Raw genomic sequence first — 19,083 nt, 5'->3', positions numbered from 1 at the left:
CTCAACTTATTTTTTCCTGAAAAAGATGCGGATCGGCACACCGTTAAAATTAAATTTTTCCCTTATTTTATTTTCCAGGTAATTACGGTAAGGCGTTTTAATATCATCGGGATAATTACAAAAAAAGGCAAAGCTGGGTGTATGCGTAGGCAACTGGCTCACATATTTTATTTTAATGGCATTGCCTCTTACCACCGGTGGATGGTAACCTTCAATGGCTTTTAGCATTACTTCATTTAATTGTGCTCCCGGAATTTTGCGTTCCCTGTTTTCAAAAACCTGCAGGCCGGCTTCAATGCTTTTAAAAATACGTTGCTTTTCTGTGGCCGAAATAAACAAAACCGGCACATCGGTAAAAGGCGCTAATTTTTGCTTTAATATTTTCTCATACTCTTTGGCTGTGTTGGTTTCTTTTTCCATTTTATCCCATTTATTTACCAGCACAACTATTCCTTTTCCCTTTTTTACAGCCAAAGAAAAAATGGCCAGGTCCTGTGCCGTAATGCCTTTCTCCGCATCTAAAACCAGTAAACACACATCTGCTTCATCCATGGCTTTAATGGCACGGATTACGGAGTAAAATTCCAGGTCTTCGTGCACTTTTGCTTTTTTACGTATACCTGCAGTGTCAATTAAAATAAACTCCTTGTTGAACAAATTGTAATGCGTATGAATTGTATCTCTTGTGGTGCCTGCAATAGTGCTTACTATGCTGCGCTCCTGCCCTATTAGTGCATTGAGCAAAGATGATTTGCCTACATTGGGCTGGCCAATGATGGCAAATTTGGGCAATGCTGTTTCCTCTGGGTCTTTTAGTTCATCATCCTCACTTTTATTTTCAATTAAAGCGGTTATAGCATCGAGCAACTCACCGGTGCCACTGCCGGTAATGGAAGAAAGAAAAAAGATATGGTCAAAACCCAGGCTGTAAAATTCGCTTGCCTCAAGTAAGCGGCTATGGTTATCTACTTTATTAACAACAAGAAAAACGGGTTTATTGCTTTTGCGCAATAAATCGGCCATGCTTTCATCGAGGTTGGTAATGCCGGTTGTAGTATCTACCATAAAAATAATGGCATTGGCTTCTTCAATGGCAATAAGCACCTGCTTGCGTATTTCTTTTTCAAAAACATCATTGCTACCACTTACAAAACCGCCGGTATCTATTACGTTAAATTTTTTGCCATTCCAATCGGCTACGCCATACTGCCTGTCCCGGGTTACGCCGCTTACATCGTCAATAATGGCTTTGCGCTGCTCCAGCAAACGGTTAAATAAGGTACTCTTTCCCACATTTGGCCTTCCGGTTATGGCTACTGTAAAACTCATTTTATTTTATTGAAAGTTGAAAATTGAAAGTTGAAAATTTTAGTTCCTAACTTTAATTTTTAATAAACTTAGTATCCGTATTCTTTTAAGAAAATATCACTGTCACGCCATTTTGGACGTACTTTTACATACAGTTCCAGAAAAACCTTTTGGCCCAAAAATTCTTCTATGTCTTTCCTGGCCAAAGTACCCAACTTTTTTATCATGGCGCCGCCCTGGCCGAGAATAATGCCTTTTTGTGTTTCTCTTTGTACTATAATATCGGCAATAATTTTTATTAAAGTTGATTTTTCTTTAAACTCCTGCACCAGCACAGTTGCATGATAGGGTATTTCCTGGTCGTATAGTGCAAATATTTTTTCTCTTATTAATTCTCCCACAAAAAATTTTGTAGGTAAATCGCTTAAATCATCGCCTTCATAAAACGGTTCGGCTTCGGGCAGGTAAGCCAGAATTTTATCCAGCAATTCTTTTATGCCCTTTTTCTTTAGTGCAGAAATATTGATGATTTCTTTACAGTATGCCTGTTGTTTAAAAAAAGCTTCCTTTTCGTTTAGTTCAGAGGCATCTTTTAAAGCATCTGTTTTGTTGAGCACTACAAATGCAGGCACTTTGAGCCTGAGTTGTGAAAATATTTCGTGGCTTTCCATTACATCTTCGGTAGCATCGGCTATAAGCAAAGCTATATCGGCATCTTCAAGGCTGCTTTTTACCGCATGCATCATTTTTTCGTGTAGCTTATACCTGGGGTCAATAATACCCGGTGTATCCGAAAAAATAATTTGATATCCTTTTTCGTTTAAAATGGCTTTAATACGGTGGCGTGTGGTTTGTACCTTATGCGATACAATGGCCATTTTTTCGCCAATAAGCGCATTGAGCAAAGTACTTTTGCCTGCATTGGGTTTACCAAAAATATTTACAAATCCTGCTTTCATAAAAATGCCCCGCTTGTTTAAAGCGGGGCAAAATTAGTTATTTATAACCAGCTATTACTGTTTTTTAAGCGTAAAGGTTGCTTTATCACCTGCCACATTATAGTCGGCAAATACAATATTTAATGTACTGCAATCAAAAGATGAAATTGTAGCAGATTCACCTTCTATTGTTATAGTGCTACCTGAAAGTGACCAGGTGTCGGAATATGGGGTTTCCGGAGGAGCGCAGTCTACACCTGCAAGCTGATATGAATAAGTACCGTTGGCATTTAAAACATGCAAATCATCTAAATGGCAACTTTCAAATATAGTACTGGTATAATCTGTTTCCGGTGTTCCAGCATTCAGCTTGTACATTACCTTAAGAATTTTGTAAGTACCGGAAATATTGGCTACCGTTACATCGCAATTTTTATCATCCTTTTTACAACTTGTGCCTGCAAGTAAAAACATACCGGCAAAAAGAGCAAGAATTAATTTTTTCATTACTTATTGTTTTGTAGTTAATTAATACCCAAAGAAAACACAAATTTTCAATACTATTACATTAAACATTAAAGATATTTATTAACATACTCACAATTACTTATTCCTAAAAAAAATGGTTATGCTGTTTCGAAAATTTTTTTCTAAATGTTCTTCATTTTCATTTATTTAAATAACATTATTTGGAGGCAGAGGTTCAAACAGCTATCTTTGCACTGCGAAGTAGAGCAGCGGTAGCTCGTCGGGCTCATAACCCGAAGGTCACAAGTTCGATCCTTGTCTTCGCAACATTATAAAACCCGGCATTTCCCGGGTTTTTTCTATTTAAATACATTGTAAACTAACTAAATCATCCTATCTCCTGTTTTGAGCTGAAATATTACTGGCGCCGCTATCTTTAAATTCAGTTTCGGATGGGTTGCCTTTATAATAAAGCCGGCTTGCGCCGGATGCATTTGCATGGATGGATTGGGACACACTTATATCAACATCGGATGCGCCCGAAACATCAATTTGAGCATTATTTGCCTGCAAATCAAAAGAAGAGAAATCACTTGCGCCGCTGCAATCGAGAAGTAATTTATTGGTACTGCCCGAAATTATTGCATTGCTGGCCCCGGAAATTTCAAAGTGCAACTCCTGCACATCAATATTAGCAGCCAATTTACAGGCACCGGAAATATCTACTGATAATTCATTGCCTTTTATGCTCCCCACATTCATTACCGATGATGCTCCGGAAATTTCAAGATTGGTCAACTGCTTAAAAGATACATATACTTTAGGGTTTATATTTTTACGCCATAGCTTATTATCTCCTTCTAAATAAATATGCAATGTGTTGTTTTTCACAATAGTTTTAATTATTATCTTAAATTTTTCTTCACTTGCACTAATGGCAATTGATTCATCATTTGCCTGACTTAAATACACTTTTAAAGGACCTGAAATTTTAATTTTTGAAAAACTTCCATCAACTTGCCGCATTGAAGCATTTGCATCTACTACAAACTGTTTTTGGCCAAATGCACTTAAACTCAGTAGAAATAAGATAGAAAAACAATATAATTTGTTCATGCTTTAGTTATTATGGATTAGCTTTTTTCAACTTTACCACCGCTGCTGGTTTCGGCATTTATTTGTGTGGCGCCACCATTGTATTCAATTTTACCGCCACTGCTTGCTTTACCATCAAGTGATTTTTCTACAGCAATTGAAATTTTGCCGCCACTACTTGCTTTTGCTTTGCAATCATTTACTGTTAAATCGCTGCCATCAATTTTTGCTCCGCTGGAGGCGCTTAAATCCGCCATTCCGGATTTACCATTAATTTCCAGCTTGGCTCCGCTGCTCACATCAATAGCTAAATTACTTACTTTTAACTTGGCTTCCATTTTAGCGCCGCTGGATAAATCAATAAACAGGCTTTCTTCATTAAATACGTTCACCATAAAAATCCTGGCACCGCTTGATCCCTTCAACCTTTTTAAGGAGGCAACTGAAACATAGGCTTTTACCCTGTTGTTTTTGCCAAAAATGCCATCCAGGTTTTTATAATCGTAATAAATTTTAAGTTCCCCGTTTTCCACTTTAGTAACCAGGTGTTTGAGGTATTTTTCATCCGTTACGCTTATTGCCAGCTTATTATCATTGCTTTGCACCAGTATTAATTCAATACCAGTAGCTACAGAAACAGCATTAAACGGGCCGTTTAGTGGCACCTGCCTTGCACCGGCATCATGCAGAATTACCTCGTTTTGTGCAAAACTGCTGATAGAAAATAACAGAAAAATGGCAAAAAATAATTTTTTCATGGCTATACTTTAATATGATACGAAAATGAGAAAAAATAGTTACAGCTTTCCTTAATAAAATTATATAATTTTACTTTTTTAAAAATTACTGAACCGCCGGGGTGCTTCTTTTGAGGCTGAGAATATACCCGTAAACCTGAACAGGATAATGCCTGCGAAGGGAGCATGTTTTATTATTTTCAGCCTACTCCACGGTTTTTCAGTGCGCTTATTTTATGAATAAATTAATATTGCAGCTTTTATGCTGCACTGTACATTTTTGTTATGCACAGGCCACAAAGTTGGCAGACACTACTTTGTTACAGCCGGTAGAAATTACGGCAGTAAGGGCACAGGATAAAACACCCATTGCCAAAACCAATTTGGGTAAACAGGAAATTGAAAAACAAAATACGGGTATGGACCTTCCCTTCATTTTTAACCATACAGCATCGATAACGGTAAGTTCCGATGCTGGTAATGGCATTGGTTATACTTACCTCCGCATCCGGGGATCAGATGCTTCAAGGATAAATGTAACCCTCAACGGCATTCCTTTTAACGATGCCGAAAGCCAGGGAACTTTTTTTGTAGATATGCCGGATATTGCTTCATCGGCATCGCAAATTCAAATACAACGTGGCGTAGGCACATCAGCAAATGGTACCGGGGCTTTTGGGGGAAGCATAAATATTAATACCAATGAACCGGTACTCAAAAGCGGCCTGGAGTTTAACAATAACGCAGGTAGTTACCACAGCATTAAAAATACTTTAGTGCTGCATAGTGGGTTATTTAAAAAACATTTTACAGCCGATGGCCGAATAAGCCATGTAAAGAGCGACGGCTATATTGAAAGAGCCAGCAGCCGCCTGCACTCTGCCATGATAAGCCTTACTTATTTAAACCCTAAAAATTCCATTCGTTTTAATTTTATTTCGGGCAAAGAAAAAACATACCAGGCCTGGAATGGCTTATCAGAAGAATTGCTGCATATCAACAGGAGATACAATAGTTCCGGAACAGAAAAAAAACCGGATCCTTACCAAAACGAAACCGATAACTACCTACAACAACACTTTCAACTGTTTATTAATCAAAAATTTTCAGCTTTTTGGAAAGCCAACATCACTGGGTTTTTAACACATGGAAAAGGCTTTTACGAGCAATACAAAGCAGGCAAAAAATTATCAGCCTACGGTTTACCCAACTATTTTAATGGCGCCGATACCGTTTATACATCTGATATTGTGAGGCAACTCTGGCTCAACAATTACTTTTACGGCAATATTTTTTCTGCTCAATACGAAAAATCCCAAAGGCAAATAATTATTGGCGCAGGATGGAATCAATACAAGGGCAAACATTACGGAAAAGTTACCTGGGCCAAAGAACCGGTTTTTATACCTTCAAACTTTAAATGGTACAACAATAATGCCTTTAAAAATGAATTTTCATCTTTTGTAAAATGGACCGAAAATTTTTCTAAAAACTGGCATTTATTTGCCGACCTGCAGGTAAAAAAAGTAGTGTACCACATTAATGGCTTCAGGGATAACCCAACGATAAACTTGAGCAACCGTTACTTTTTTATAAATCCCAAAGCGGGCATCACTTACAGCAAAGGAAAAATCAAAACCTATTTTTCCTATGCCCATGGCTCCAAAGAGCCCAACAGGGATGATTTTGAAGCAGGTATAAATGAAACGCCAAAACCCGAATACCTGCACGACTTTGAACTTGGGTCAGAATATAAAAGCCCAACGATACAACTCGGTATTAATGCCTACCTGATGCTTTATAAAAACCAACTGGTGCATACTGGTAAAGTAAATGATGTAGGCGCATATACCCGTACCAATATCCCAAAAAGTTATCGAAGTGGTGTGGAAATTACCGCCGCCGCAAAAATTTCAAAATGGTTAATGGTCAATGGTAACATTACTTTAAGCCGAAATAAAATAAAAAACTTTACCGAATATATTGATGACTACGACAATAATAACCAGGCAGTAAATTTTTACAAACAAACCAACATTTCTTTTTCTCCAAATATCATCAGCAGTGCAACGCTGGAGTATGCCCCGGTAAGCAATTTGCAAATTGGCCTCTCAGGAAAATTCATCAGCCGCCAGTTTTTAGATAATACTTCCCAAATGAATAAAAGCATAAAACCTTACTATACACAGGAGCTTAGCACAGCTTATACCTTTACCAATACGCATTTAAAAGAAATAAAATTATTTGTGCAGGTTTATAATTTATTTTCAACCTTGTACGTGGCCAATGGATACACGTTTAGCTATATTTACAATAGTGAACGCTCTACAAGTAATTATTATTTTCCCATGGCACCCATTCATTTTATGGCAGGTATAAATATTAAATTATAGCAAGTTTAAATCACATCAAACAATCAAAATACCCTTTTAAAAAAATGGTTTTACCAACTATAGCATAAGCACACTAACTTGCACCGTATTAAAAAGAAAACAATAAGTTTATTAAAAAAAACGATTAATAGTTTAAAGTGCAAACAGCCACCACAAATTTGAACATAAACATTGAAAATATTTGGGAAAAAAGGCCCTTTATAATAAGTGGGCCTTGCAGTGCAGAAACGCCGGAACAAATACTGGAAACAGCAAAGTTATTGGCAGCATCGGGCAATGTAGATATGTTTCGGGCAGGCATTTGGAAACCAAGAACCAAGCCCGGTATGTTTGAAGGTATTGGAACAGATGCTTTAGCCTGGCTCCTGCAAGCCAAAAAACAAACCGGTTTGCCCATATGTGTAGAAGTTGCAACCGCAAAACATGTAGAAGATGCCCTTAAATATGAAACCGACCTTTTATGGGTTGGGGCAAGAACAACAGTAAGCCCTTTTAGCATACAAGCCGTAGCCGAAGCTTTAAAAGGAACCAATGTTCCCGTATTGGTAAAAAATCCTGTAAACCCAGATATTGAATTATGGAGCGGTGCAATTGAAAGGTTGCAAAAAATTGGTTTGCAAAAAATTGGTATGATCCACCGTGGATTTTCCAACTATGGAGATACGCAATACCGCAACACACCCATGTGGCACATACCCATTGAAATGAAATTGAGGTTCCCGGGCATGATGATGCTATGCGACCCATCTCATATTTGCGGCAACAGGACCATGCTTGGGAATATTGCCCAAAAAAGCATTAACCTTGGTTTTAGCGGCTTAATGATCGAAAGCCATATTAACCCCGATTTTGCCTGGAGCGATGCCAGGCAACAGGTTACACCAAATGATTTGGCGCAAATAATTCAAAAGCTTATTTGGCGGTCGGAAACCAGCAATGAAACAGATTTTTTAATAGCCTTATCAAAATTTCGGGAACAAATAAACCAAATAGACGATGAACTGCTTTCGCTCATAAGCCAGCGAATGAAAATAGCAGAACAAATTGGTGAACACAAGCGCAGTGAAAATATTATTATCCTGCAGGCCAACCGCTGGAATGAAATATCAGAGCGGGTAGTAAAACATGGCGTTTCTCTTGGCCTTAGCGAAGAATTTATTGCCCGCTACCTCGATGCATTGCACCTGGAAAGCATCAGCCATCAAAATAAAATAATGAACGGCCCAAAAGAGTAATGCATGAACCAGGTAACCCATAAATTTCATAGTGGAGCAACAACGTATTTATTTAATAGAAGCATTGAAACATTGCCAGGTGATTGCACTGAAAAAAAATTATTTGTGCTCACCGATGAAAATATTTTTCGGTTACATGAGCAACGATTGAAAAATTTTTCCCCTCTTGTTCTCTCTCCGGGAGAAGCCAGCAAAACACAGGTTACCATTGACTATATTTTACAAGAACTCATAAAAACTGAAGCCGATAAAGCTACAGTAATGGTGGGTATTGGCGGCGGTGTAATAACTGATATTGCCGGGTACGCCGCCTCAATATTTAAAAAGGGGAATGCAACTCGTATTGGCGCCAACAACTATGCTGGGCATGGTTGATGCTGCTATTGGCGGAAAAAACGGCGTTAATATCGGGCCTTATAAAAATATGGCCGGAACTATCTACCAGCCTGCTAAAATTATTTTCGACTACAATTTTTTGGATACACTTCCCAAAGACCAATGGATTAACGGCTTTGCCGAAATAATAAAACATGCCTGCATACAAGATGAACATTTATTTAAATTATTAGAAAAACACAACTTAGATGATTTTATACAAAACAAATTAGGCGTTGCAAATTTAATAGAAGATAATGTTCGCATTAAAACCCAAATAGTATTAGAAGATGAGCAGGAAAATAACAAGAGAAAATTACTCAATTTTGGCCATACTATTGGCCATGCAATAGAAACCAACCATCATTTGCCGCATGGCCATGCCATAAGTATTGGCATGGTTATAGCCGCTACCTTTTCCGAAGAAATTAATATGTTTAGTAGTGCTGATAAAGAACGCCTGGTAAACCTGCTCATAAAATACGGGCTGCCTGTTAATACCCAATTCAATAAAACTAAAATTTGGGAAAGGTTGATTATGGATAAAAAAAGGCAACAGGATACTTTAGATTTTATTTTACTCGACAAAATAGGTAAAGCCAAAGTGCATAACTTACCACTGGTGCAACTTAAAGACATGATAGAAGCTTTATAAACCAGCAAACAAATCTCCTTTTTAAAAAGGTTAATAATTTTCTTTGTGACAGTTGCTTTCACTTATCCAAATGGATAAGTTGAAAATATAAACTGCTTATTTATTTTTGAACTCATTCAAAAAATAAGAAATCATGAAAAATAAACTTTTAACCTTAGGGCTATTTACCGGAATATTTTTAACCGCATGCAATAATCATTCATCCGAAAAAAAGCAAAATGTTACAACGTCTGAACCACCTGAGGCAAACGTAACAAGCACAACAACAGCAGGTGCACCTACAGCTGCCAATGCACCGGTTATAAATTCTGCAGTGGGTGAAGACCCAGAAAAAGTGGTACAAAAAATATTTGATGCAGCAAAATCGGGTGATTTTTCTACACTCAAAAACCTGTGTGACCCAACCGGAAATGGCGATGGCGATACCAAAGACATTTGCAGTATGGCTTCGCAAACCAAAAAAGTACAGGATGATTTTGTAAACCAGTTTAAAAACGGAAGTATTGATGGAGAAGCTGTGATAGAAGCAGATGTAGCCGTTGTAAAAATTAAATTTGGCCCAACAGGTACAAAAAACGAAAAAATTGAGCTTAAAAAAATCATGGGTAATTGGTATTTATCCGATTTTTGATAAATGAAAAGCAATTACAAAAAATTATCTCCGGGATTAAGCAAAGAAATTTTCGCTATTTTAAAAGAACGGTTTACCAAAAACATGCACCGGCATAAAAACCTGGTATGGGAGCAGGTACAGAAAAAGTTGGAAACAAATCCTGCAAAACTTTGGTCGCTCAATGAAATGGAAATGAGTGGTGGCGAGCCCGATGTAGTGGGTTTTGATAAAAAATCAGGTGAATTTATTTTTATGGATTGCGTCGTAGAAACACCAAAAGGCAGGCGGAGCTTTTGTTATGACCGGCAGGCACTTGATTCCCGTAAAGAAAATAAACCCAAAAACTGTGCTTTGGATTTTGCAGCCGAAATTGACATTGAAATACTAAATGAAGAACAATACCGCCAGTTGCAGCAATTGGAGAAAATTGATGAAAAAACTTCCAGTTGGATAAAAACGCCTGAAAATATCAGGAAATTAGGTGGTGCCTTGTTTTGCGACAGGCGGTATGATACAGTTTTTGTTTATCACAATGGTGCAGAATCTTACTATGCTGCACGGGGTTTCAGGGGCTGGCTAAAAGTATAAGCTATTTTATTTTCGGTTTTTAAGTAAGCCCAATTTCAAAATGTCTTTCGGGAATTTCCACATCGCCAAAACCTTTCTTTAATAATTTGGCTTTAAAGTCTAGTTGTACATCATACTCGCCATGTACTAAAAAGAGTTTTTTAATTTGCTTTACGTCCTGGCAGGCTATAAACTGGCACAGGTCGTCGTAATCACCATGGGCGCTCATACTCCTTATTTCACCTATATCTGCATTTACCTGGTGCTCTTGTCCATAAATACCAATTTCAGTTGGGTGCTTTTTTAAACGTCCGCCCAGCGAATGTGGCTCACAATATCCGGTAAGCAAAATGCTATTCCTGCTGTTTTCTATGGTATTGCTAATATGGTGTTTAATGCGCCCGGCTTCTGCCATACCGCTTGCAGAAATAATAATACAAGGCCCTTTGTAAAAATTCAACAACTTACTTTCTTCAACCGATTTGGTAAATTTTAACCGTTTAAAAGAAAAAGGGTCATTGTCTGATTCCAAAATGCGCTGAATGCGTTTGTTAAAATATTTTGGGTATTTTTTTACAATATTAGTGGCTTTTGTACTTAAAGGGCTATCTACATAATAGTCCAGGTCGGGCAACCTGTTTTCCAGTTCCAGTTGGTTAAGCCAAAGTAAAATCTCTTGTGTACGGCCTACACTAAATGCCGGAATAATAAGCTTCCCTTTTTTCTCAATACAAGTATGTTGTATCCATTTCAACAATGCATCTGGTGTAGGGCTATGTTCATCATGAAGGGTGTTTCCATAAGTACTTTCCAAAATCAGGTAATCGCATTGCGGAAAAACTTCCGGCGATTTTAATATGGCATCACGGTAACGGCCCACATCTCCGCTAAAACTAATACGCATGGTTTTTCCGTTTTCAGTAATTTTCAAATGCACCGCTGCGCTTCCAATTAAATGGCCGGCATCGGTAAAGCAAAATTCTATTTCATCATCTATCTTAAACCATACGTTATAGGGCACAGTTTCAAAATGGCCCAATGCTTTTAAGGCATCTTCGGTTGTATATAAAGGCTGCAGGTAGGGCAACCCCTTTAACGCTCTTTCTTTATTTACATATTTAATATCCATTTCCTGTATACCTGCACTATCTTCCATAAGCGCAGCAGCAAGATCTTTCGTAGCATCTGTAGCGTAAATTTTTCCCTTAAACCCGTCTTTTACCAATTTGGGCAGTAATCCGCTATGGTCTACATGAGCATGAGAAAGAATTACATTATTTACTTCATCGGCATTAAATCCAAAATCAATATTCAGGCTTGCGGTTTGCGTTCCCATTCCCTGGAACATGCCACAGTCAAGCAATAATTTTTTACCATTGGATAGGGTTAAAAGGTGTTTTGAGCCGGTTACGGTACGGGCGGCGCCGTGAAAAGCAATCTTCATCTTACGTAATTTTTGAATTTTAAAGGTATGCAGCACAATTTAAAATTGAATAAAATATTTTTGACAAATAACACATTATTAAAAATTGGGCTTCGGATTTTTTCCCTATTGATAATGAAAAAAGCCGCTCAAAAGAGCGGCTGATGTACCGGGGAGCAGACTTGAACTGCCGACCTCAGGGTTATGAATCCTGTGCTCTAACCAGCTGAGCTACCCCGGCCAAATAAATTTGGGGTGCAAAAATACAGGTATTTGATTATTCTGCAAAAACACAAACAATAGTAATGTTTTTCTTAATTTCATCCCTTAAATCATTACATTTACCGCCATATCTCCTATGATTTGTAGTTAATTATGCATGAATTTTAATAAATGAGCAGCATTGGGAACATTTTAGCTAATCCGGACGTCTTAATACAAAGCGCATTAGCTGGCGATGAAAAGGCTTTTAGGGAAATTTATGATTTCCTGTCTGGCAAAATGTATAGCCTCTGTCTACGATACGCAGGCAACCCTAACACTGCTGACGATTATTTTCAGGAAGGCTTTATTAAATTATACCGCAATCTATCCAATTTCAGAGGTGAGGGCTCTTTTGAAGGCTGGGCAAGAAGGGTGTTTGTTACTGTATGCCTGGATGAGCTGAGAAAAAAGAAAGTTCAGTTTGCAGAAATTAATGAAAACCTCAATGTTGCCACAACAGAATTAGGGGCAAATGCCAAACTGGATATGCAGGATTTGCTAAAACTGATTCAACAAATACCAGATGGATACAGAACAATTGTAAACCTGTATATTATTGAAGGCTATAACCATAAAGAAATTGCCGAAATGCTGGGGATAACGGAAAGTGGCAGCAAATCGAAATTGCATAAGGCAAGGATTTACTTAAAAAAAATACTTACTACCACGGAAAGTGAATAACGCCGAAAATATATTAACTAACCTAATAGAATTAAGTATTCAGCCGTCAGGTGAATTGTATCACAGGATTATTGAACACATTTATTGCCCTGAAGAAGAAAAGGCCGACCAACTTAAAGAAATTTTTGCCGAACTTAAAAGTTTACAAATTGCTCCGCAAAAATCAGAACTGCTCTTTCAAAATATTTTTTCTCAGGTATCAAAAACCCCCATTGATGTTACCGTAGCAAGCCTTAAAGAAACCAGGGTAAAACCTCCAGGTGATATCTTTCAAAAAATATGGCTGCGGATTTCTGCCAAGCGAACCCCAGGCAAAGTAGTATCTATGCCATGGCGTACAATTTCAGCAGCAGCGGCAATAATTTTACTGCTGGTTGCTACATGGAGTATCATTAATTATAGATCAAATGATGTTCAAATCAAAGAAGATCTGGCAACTTCAAGCCCGGCAGGAAATTCATTAGCTTCTTCAGCCCCATCTTTATTAACCAAGACAGATAGCAATAATAACGCAAATAAAAATGCTCTAACTCTTGCCAATAAAACAAGTACTGCAAAAAATAAGTTTACCAAAAATAAATATACCGCAGGTAAAGGTACTTTTACCCTCATGCAAATAGATGATGAATACATTAAAATAAGAGATAACGATATTTTAGCAAGCTTTGCTAGTTTTATAGGCGCAAATGTTCCTTCATTTGTTTTTAACGAGCAAAAAAATGAAAATGTAAAACTTAGGGTAGATAATTCCACTTCTATTTCCATTTCGGAAGGAATGATGAAAATGATGCGTAAAATGTATGGCACAAAACGTAATGGCAAGCCAACACACAAATCCAAAAGAATAAAAAAGCGGATTGAAAAATGGCAAAAAGCCGACAAAGCCTATTTTGACATTAAACCGGGGAAAAACCCTTTTGACCCGATTGATTTAGGAGATTTGATTTTTTAAATACATGCTTTTACTTTAATTTGTAAAAAAATAAAAGCAAAAAATTGCAGATGCCCGGCCTTCATATTTTTACAAGGTTTTTGATTTTTACAGGATTTTTTTTATCTATTGCTAAGCCTTCTTATTCCCAATTGGATAGTACCCAAACCATAAAAGACAGCTCTGCATTAAGTATCCTGCACACAGCTATTGACAGTGTTTCCACGGCTCCAATAATTGTTGCAACCGACAGTTTTGCCAAATACCCTTTTAGCATTGCATATTCTATAAACGTTAAAGCCAAAAATAAATCGAGCATTGCCGAAACCTATAATGGCGGTGTAAAAACGGTGTATGTAAAAAATGATAAAGTAAAGATTGTACTGTCCAGTTTAATGCGTATTCAAAGCATATATTTTCATTATCCGCCTTCGGCAGGCAAGCCGGCAACCATCACTAAAGAGTCGGGTAAAGAAAAATACAGGTACAGTCTTACACCCTCTCAATGGAGGTTTTTCAATAAAAAATATGATATTAGTTCATGCACTTTTTTAAACGATAGCCTTGAAATTTTAGGTAAAATGTGCCGTAAGGTAAATATCCAGGTTGATAAAGATCATGAACTTTCAGTATATTATTTTCCGGCAAAGCAAAATAATGCATTACTTGCAGCAGAGCCAATGTTTGGCTGCATTCCCGGTTTAGTAATGCAATACGAATACCATAAATCCGGCAAACAAAGCATAACCTATACGGCTACTGAAATTTCTTTTTTAGCCATACCTGAAAAAACCTTTCAGGTGCCGTTAAAAAAATATGTTTTGAAAAAATATATCCCCGGCCAATCCGATAAAATTACTAAGAAGAGGCTGCTAAAGATTGAAGACGGGGAAGAAGAAGAAAAAGACGACAATTTGCCTTAACATTTCAAAAACTAACCCAGGCGTGGCTTCCATTGAATTTCTTCTGTTTTCAATAAAAACCCAATATAGCGGGAAAGCATAAAAAGATAATCGCTTAAACGGTTTAAGTACTTTATTACTTTTTCATCTACAAAAATATTCTCTTCATGCATTTCAACACATTTACGTTCTGCACGCCTGCAAACACAGCGGGCAACATGAGCAGTGGAAACGGCAACATGCCCGCCGGGAAGAATAAAAGATTTTAGTGCTGGTAATTGCTCATTCATCCAGTCAATTTCCTGCTCCAGCAATGCAATATCTTCCTCCTTCAAATCCGGTATTTCCATTTTTGTATCCTTTTCAGGGTCGCAGGCTAGCGAAGAACCAATGGTAAAAAGCCTGTCCTGAATTTCTTTGAGCATTGTTCTGCTTTTATCATCTGCAATATGGTCTCTTAATAACCCAATAAAAGAATTGAGTTCGTCCACATTACCATAGCTTTCAATGCGAATATGGCTTTTGGCAACCTTAGTGCCGCCAATTAAGCTGGTTTTTCCTTTATCTCCCGTTTTGGTATAAATTCTTATTGACATATTTATTTATTGCTCAGCTTACACTGTATAAATTTGAAACTACAGGTTTGAGGTTTACTTTATCCCATTCAATTTGCCCGTCTTTTAACCGCACTACCCTATGGGCATACTCAGAAATATCTTCTTCATGTGTTACAATTATAACCGTATTGCCGTCAGTATGTATCTTTCCTAAAATATCCATTATTTCGTAAGAGGTTCTTGAGTCGAGGTTACCGGTAGGTTCATCAGCCAAAATTATAGAAGGGTTATTGATTAATGCCCTGGCAATTGCTACACGCTGGCATTGCCCGCCACTAAGTTCATTGGGTTTATGGTGCATCCTGTCTTCAAGTTTTACTTTTTCCAAAACAGCTTCTGCCCTGCGTATCCGCTCCTGCCTTGAAACGCCGGCATAAATTAAAGGCAATGCAACATTTTCTGCCGCAGTAAGCCTGGGTAATAAATTAAATTGCTGAAACACAAAACCTATTTCTTTATTCCTTACTTCGGCCAGTTCTCCATCATCCATCTTGCTTACATCTTTACCGTTAAGTATATAACTGCCTGCAGTGGGTGAATCGAGGCAGCCCAATATATTCATTAAGGTAGATTTGCCACTACCGCTTGGGCCCATTAATGCAACATACTCGTTCTTTTTAATATTCATGGTAATGCCCTTTAATACAGGCAATTCCTGCTTACCCAGGAAATAACTCTTGCGTATTTCGCTTAGTTGTAAAATAGGATCGGGCATTAATATAAATTTATTTGGTGATTACTTTAGGCACTTTAAAAAAATGTTCATCATGCACAGGTGCATTATGTAAAGCTTCCTGGTTACTGATATGTCCCTCTATTCTATCCTCCCGGTAAATATTTTGATGGGGAATAATATGCAGCAGTGGTTCTACATTTCCGGTATCTACTTCATGTAGTTTGTCAACAAAACCAATCATATTTTGTAAATCGGCCTTAATCGCCTCTTTTTCCTCATCGTTAAATGAGAGCCTGCTTAGCTTTGCCAACCTGCTTATCATTTCGTTGCTTATTTCCATAAAACAAAAATAAAACATTGATGGCTATGAAACAGCATTTTACTAAAAGATAACAATTTGCAGCCCCATTGCTTATCTTCGCCAAACTAAAAAAACACAAATAAGCATTAGTACAGATTAGTATATGGTTGCAAATAATATAGTAATGAGTGGTATTCGGCCCACCGGTTTCCTGCATTTGGGAAATTATTTTGGCGCTATGCGTAATTATGTAAAAATGCAGGAAACGCATACCTGTTTTTTTATGGTGGCCGACCTGCATTCTCTCACTACACACCCCGATACAACGGAACTCAAAAAAAATGTACAGCGGGTAATTGCCGAAAATATTGCCTGTGGGCTCAATCCTGAAAAAGTGGCGCTGTATTGCCAAAGCCATTTATATGAAACCAGTGAACTTTATCTTTACCTCAATATGCTTGCTTATAAAGGCGAACTGGAAAAAACGGCCACCTTTAAAGATAAAGCAAGGCTGCATCCGCAAAATATTAATGCAGGTTTACTTACGTATCCTGTGCTTATGGCTACCGATATTCTCATACACAGGGCAAGCTATGTACCTGTGGGTAAAGACCAGGAACAACACCTGGAAATGACCCGTAATTTTGCCCAACGTTTCAATCACCGTTATGGCGATGTTTTTCCCGAACCAATGGCTTTTAATTTTGGCGAAACATTACTAAAAGTACCCAGCCTTGACGGTACAGGAAAAATGAGCAAGAGCGAAAACCAAATGGCCACGCTTTACCTGGCAGATGACGATGAAAGCATCCGTAAAAAATTAATGAAAGCGGTAACCGGCGAAGCGCCTGCAGAAAAAAACAGCGTAATGCCCGATTCGGTTGCCAACCTGTTTTTATTGATGGAACTGGTAAGCACCCAGGAGGTAATTGCCCAATACAAAAATGATTACAGTGATTGCCGCATTCGTTTTGGCGATATGAAAAAGCAACTGGCAGAAGATATGGTGAAATTTATTGCCCCAATAAGGCAAAAAGCCAATTCGATTTTGGCCGATGAAAATTACCTGGAAAAAATAATGAGGCAAGGGGCAGATAAAGCCCGAAAAAGCGCCAATGCCAGCATGGAACTGGTGCGCCAGGCAATGGGGCTTAAATACTTTTAACTTTCCGCTGCTTTTAAAAAATAAAATTTTTTTTTGGCGTAGAATTTTTACTTTTATACACTATGGCAAAAGCAAAAAAACCAAAGCATATTGCAGTAGCTGGTAATATTGGCGCTGGCAAAACAACGCTTACAGAAATGCTCAGTAAGCATTATAAATGGATCCCTCAGTTTGAAGATGTGGACCATAACCCTTACCTGAACGACTTTTATGAAGACATGCCGAGGTGGAGCTTTAACCTGCAAATTTATTTTTTAAACAGCAGGCTTAACCAGCTTTTGGAAATACACCGGGGAACCGAAACTGTAATACAGGACAGGACCATATATGAAGATGCTAATATTTTTGCCCCCAACCTGCATGATATGAACCTGATGGGCAAAAGGGATTTTGAAAATTATTACCGCTTTTTTGAAACCCTCAAAACCATGGTACAACCGCCTGATCTATTGATTTATTTAAAAGCCTCTGTTCCTACTTTAGTTGCACAAATACAAAAAAGGGGGCGTGAATACGAGGAAAACATCCGGCTCGATTACCTGAAAAAACTCAATGAGTATTACAACAACTGGATAGAAAGTTATAAAGAAGGCAAGCTGTTAATCATTGATGCAGATACCAATAAATTTGCCGATAACGATGAAGACCTTGGAAAAATAATTACCCAGGTAGATGCCCAGTTATTTGGTTTGTTTTAAGATATTTAAAAATGTATCCTATATATTGGATAGTATTTTTTCCCTGATATGTTTCATTTCTTCTTCTGCAACATTGAGTTTCAGCCGGGTAAAATTTAAATCATCAGCCGTATTAATGGGAATTAGGTGCATGTGCACATGCGGTACTTCAAGGCCTACCACACTTATTCCACAGCGCTTGCAATCAAAAGATTTTTCAATAGCCCTGGCAACAGGTTTTGCAAAAACCAGCATTTCGGCAAGGTAATCATCGGTTAAATCAAATAATTTATCCACCTCTGTTTTTGGCACTACCAGTACATGGCCTTTTACTAAAGGAAATACATCTAAAAAAGCAAGGAAGCGTTCATTCTCTGCAATTTTATATGAAGGGATTTCGCCAGCTATAATTTTTGAGAAAATGGTCATACACAAATTAAATTTTACAAAAAACTCTAGTTTCAAAAATATCTTTGGGCTATACCGAAATATCTTCAATCTTAAATTTAATAAGCCCCGCTGGTACAATTACTTCTGCAACATCGCCTACCACTTTACCCAATAAACCGTTGCCAATGGGTGAGGTAACCGAAATTTTTCCTGCCTTTAAATCGGCCTCATTTTCTGAAACTATCTGGTAAGTTGCTTTTTTCTTAGTATTTAGGTTTTCTACGGTTACCCTGGTAAGTATGCTCACCCTGCTGGTATCAATGGTGGACTCATCCACTATACGAGCCGTAGCAATTACTCCTTCCAGCTGTTTAATTTTTGCTTCCAGCATACCTTGTGCTTCCTTTGCCGCATCATACTCTGCATTTTCTTTTAAATCGCCTTTTTCCCTGGCTTCGGCAATGGCTTTGCTTGCTGCAGGCCTGTCTATGCCTTTCATAGATTGGAGCTCTTGCTGCATTTTTTCAAATGTTTCTTTTGTTACGTAGTTTGTTTCAGCCATAAAAATCTATTTAGTACAAATAAAAAAAATACAACGCCCGGTATTAGCCGAAGCGTTGCAGATGAACAAATATAAGATTTTTTCTTTTTTCTTTACCCGTTAAATAAAAA

At 37.7% G+C, this 19,083-nt stretch carries 22 protein-coding genes, 2 tRNA genes and 1 riboswitch; of the genes, 12 read left to right on the top strand and 12 right to left on the bottom strand.

Going from position 1 to position 19,083, the window contains the following annotated elements:
- Positions 1–6 precede the first annotated feature (6 nt).
- The 3 genes from der to IPO46_12860 all read right to left on the bottom strand — a co-directional run bounded on the left by der (position 7) and on the right by IPO46_12860 (position 2,753).
- Positions 7–1,329, bottom strand: coding sequence for a ribosome biogenesis GTPase Der (gene der, locus IPO46_12870; GenBank protein QQS62947.1), 1,323 nt, complete (start codon positions 1,327–1,329; stop codon positions 7–9).
- Between the two features lie 68 nt (positions 1,330–1,397).
- On the bottom strand, positions 1,398–2,267 hold the full coding sequence (gene era / locus IPO46_12865; protein QQS62946.1) for a GTPase Era: 870 nt from the start codon (positions 2,265–2,267) through the stop codon (positions 1,398–1,400).
- A gap of 54 nt (positions 2,268–2,321) precedes the next feature.
- Positions 2,322–2,753, bottom strand: coding sequence for a hypothetical protein (locus tag IPO46_12860; protein QQS62945.1), 432 nt, complete (start codon positions 2,751–2,753; stop codon positions 2,322–2,324).
- Positions 2,754–2,969: 216 nt separating this feature from the next.
- On the opposite strand from IPO46_12860, the gene IPO46_12855 reads away from it, so the two are divergent.
- A tRNA-Met gene (locus tag IPO46_12855) sits at positions 2,970–3,041 on the top strand.
- 66 nt (positions 3,042–3,107) lie between these two features.
- Here the strand turns inward: IPO46_12855 and IPO46_12850 are convergent.
- Positions 3,108–3,830 (bottom strand): DUF2807 domain-containing protein, encoded by a 723-nt coding sequence (locus IPO46_12850; protein ID QQS62944.1) that lies wholly within the window; start codon positions 3,828–3,830, stop codon positions 3,108–3,110.
- Positions 3,831–3,847: 17 nt separating this feature from the next.
- A complete protein-coding gene (locus IPO46_12845; protein QQS62943.1) occupies positions 3,848–4,567 on the bottom strand; it encodes a DUF2807 domain-containing protein in 720 nt (239 codons plus the stop codon).
- A gap of 87 nt (positions 4,568–4,654) precedes the next feature.
- Positions 4,655–4,747: riboswitch (TPP riboswitch) on the top strand.
- Positions 4,748–4,782: 35 nt separating this feature from the next.
- Here IPO46_12845 and IPO46_12840 point away from each other — a divergent pair.
- The 6 genes from IPO46_12840 (at position 4,783) to IPO46_12815 (ending at position 10,405) form a co-directional block, all read left to right on the top strand.
- Positions 4,783–6,939 carry a TonB-dependent receptor plug domain-containing protein gene (locus tag IPO46_12840; protein QQS62942.1) on the top strand — a complete coding sequence of 719 codons (2,157 nt, stop codon included), beginning with the start codon at positions 4,783–4,785 and terminating at the stop codon, positions 6,937–6,939.
- A 164-nt stretch (positions 6,940–7,103) separates the two neighbouring features.
- A complete protein-coding gene (locus tag IPO46_12835) occupies positions 7,104–8,174 on the top strand; it encodes a bifunctional 3-deoxy-7-phosphoheptulonate synthase/chorismate mutase type II (protein ID QQS64419.1) in 1,071 nt (356 codons plus the stop codon).
- Between the two features lie 3 nt (positions 8,175–8,177).
- On the top strand, positions 8,178–8,549 hold the full coding sequence (locus tag IPO46_12830; GenBank protein QQS62941.1) for a hypothetical protein: 372 nt from the start codon (positions 8,178–8,180) through the stop codon (positions 8,547–8,549).
- Positions 8,506–9,204 carry a 3-dehydroquinate synthase gene (locus IPO46_12825; protein ID QQS62940.1) on the top strand — a complete coding sequence of 233 codons (699 nt, stop codon included), beginning with the start codon at positions 8,506–8,508 and terminating at the stop codon, positions 9,202–9,204. The genes IPO46_12830 and IPO46_12825 overlap by 44 nt, the downstream gene beginning before the upstream one ends.
- A 133-nt stretch (positions 9,205–9,337) precedes the next feature.
- Positions 9,338–9,835: a hypothetical protein gene (locus tag IPO46_12820; GenBank protein QQS62939.1), complete on the top strand. Its 498-nt coding sequence runs from the start codon at positions 9,338–9,340 to the stop codon at positions 9,833–9,835.
- Between the two features lie 3 nt (positions 9,836–9,838).
- Positions 9,839–10,405: a DUF4256 domain-containing protein gene (locus IPO46_12815; GenBank protein ID QQS62938.1), complete on the top strand. Its 567-nt coding sequence runs from the start codon at positions 9,839–9,841 to the stop codon at positions 10,403–10,405.
- A 19-nt stretch (positions 10,406–10,424) separates the two neighbouring features.
- On the opposite strand, the gene IPO46_12810 is transcribed toward IPO46_12815, so the two are convergent.
- Both IPO46_12810 and IPO46_12805 read right to left on the bottom strand, forming a co-directional pair.
- Positions 10,425–11,828 (bottom strand): MBL fold metallo-hydrolase, encoded by a 1,404-nt coding sequence (locus tag IPO46_12810; protein ID QQS62937.1) that lies wholly within the window; start codon positions 11,826–11,828, stop codon positions 10,425–10,427.
- Between the two features lie 146 nt (positions 11,829–11,974).
- Positions 11,975–12,048: transfer RNA gene (locus IPO46_12805), tRNA-Met, on the bottom strand.
- Positions 12,049–12,200: 152 nt separating this feature from the next.
- Between IPO46_12805 and IPO46_12800 the strand changes: the two genes are divergently transcribed.
- The 3 genes from IPO46_12800 to IPO46_12790 are packed head-to-tail and all read left to right on the top strand — an operon-like array spanning position 12,201 to position 14,606.
- Positions 12,201–12,752, top strand: a complete 552-nt coding sequence (locus tag IPO46_12800) for an RNA polymerase sigma factor (protein ID QQS62936.1) — start codon at positions 12,201–12,203, stop codon at positions 12,750–12,752.
- The gene (locus IPO46_12795; protein ID QQS62935.1) at positions 12,745–13,704 is read left to right on the top strand and encodes a hypothetical protein; all 960 of its coding nucleotides are present in this window, start codon (positions 12,745–12,747) and stop codon (positions 13,702–13,704) included. The genes IPO46_12800 and IPO46_12795 overlap by 8 nt, the downstream gene beginning before the upstream one ends.
- A 50-nt stretch (positions 13,705–13,754) precedes the next feature.
- Positions 13,755–14,606 (top strand): hypothetical protein, encoded by an 852-nt coding sequence (locus tag IPO46_12790; protein ID QQS62934.1) that lies wholly within the window; start codon positions 13,755–13,757, stop codon positions 14,604–14,606.
- 11 nt (positions 14,607–14,617) lie between these two features.
- On the opposite strand, the gene IPO46_12785 is transcribed toward IPO46_12790, so the two are convergent.
- From IPO46_12785 to gatC, 3 genes are read right to left on the bottom strand one after another with little or no spacing between them, the layout of a single operon-like run.
- Positions 14,618–15,181, bottom strand: coding sequence for a cob(I)yrinic acid a,c-diamide adenosyltransferase (locus tag IPO46_12785; protein ID QQS62933.1), 564 nt, complete (start codon positions 15,179–15,181; stop codon positions 14,618–14,620).
- Positions 15,182–15,194: 13 nt separating this feature from the next.
- Entirely contained in the window at positions 15,195–15,905 is a 711-nt protein-coding gene (locus IPO46_12780) for an ABC transporter ATP-binding protein (protein QQS64418.1), read from the bottom strand.
- Between the two features lie 22 nt (positions 15,906–15,927).
- Positions 15,928–16,218 (bottom strand): Asp-tRNA(Asn)/Glu-tRNA(Gln) amidotransferase subunit GatC, encoded by a 291-nt coding sequence (gatC, locus tag IPO46_12775; protein QQS62932.1) that lies wholly within the window; start codon positions 16,216–16,218, stop codon positions 15,928–15,930.
- A 145-nt stretch (positions 16,219–16,363) separates the two neighbouring features.
- On the opposite strand from gatC, the gene trpS reads away from it, so the two are divergent.
- Positions 16,364–17,344, top strand: a complete 981-nt coding sequence (trpS, locus tag IPO46_12770; GenBank protein QQS62931.1) for a tryptophan--tRNA ligase — start codon at positions 16,364–16,366, stop codon at positions 17,342–17,344.
- A gap of 62 nt (positions 17,345–17,406) precedes the next feature.
- Entirely contained in the window at positions 17,407–18,042 is a 636-nt protein-coding gene (locus IPO46_12765; protein ID QQS62930.1) for a deoxynucleoside kinase, read from the top strand.
- Positions 18,043–18,060: 18 nt separating this feature from the next.
- Here the strand turns inward: IPO46_12765 and IPO46_12760 are convergent, their stop codons facing one another.
- Both IPO46_12760 and greA read right to left on the bottom strand, forming a co-directional pair.
- Positions 18,061–18,450 (bottom strand): HIT domain-containing protein, encoded by a 390-nt coding sequence (locus tag IPO46_12760; protein QQS62929.1) that lies wholly within the window; start codon positions 18,448–18,450, stop codon positions 18,061–18,063.
- Positions 18,451–18,499: 49 nt separating this feature from the next.
- Positions 18,500–18,973 (bottom strand): transcription elongation factor GreA, encoded by a 474-nt coding sequence (gene greA, locus IPO46_12755; GenBank protein ID QQS62928.1) that lies wholly within the window; start codon positions 18,971–18,973, stop codon positions 18,500–18,502.
- Positions 18,974–19,083 lie beyond the last annotated feature (110 nt).

The organism is Chitinophagaceae bacterium, assembly GCA_016699815.1.
GTDB lineage: Bacteria > Bacteroidota > Bacteroidia > Chitinophagales > Chitinophagaceae > Ferruginibacter.
The sequence above is the reverse complement of the archived record's forward strand: the minus strand, read 5'-3'. Positions and strand labels throughout refer to the sequence as shown.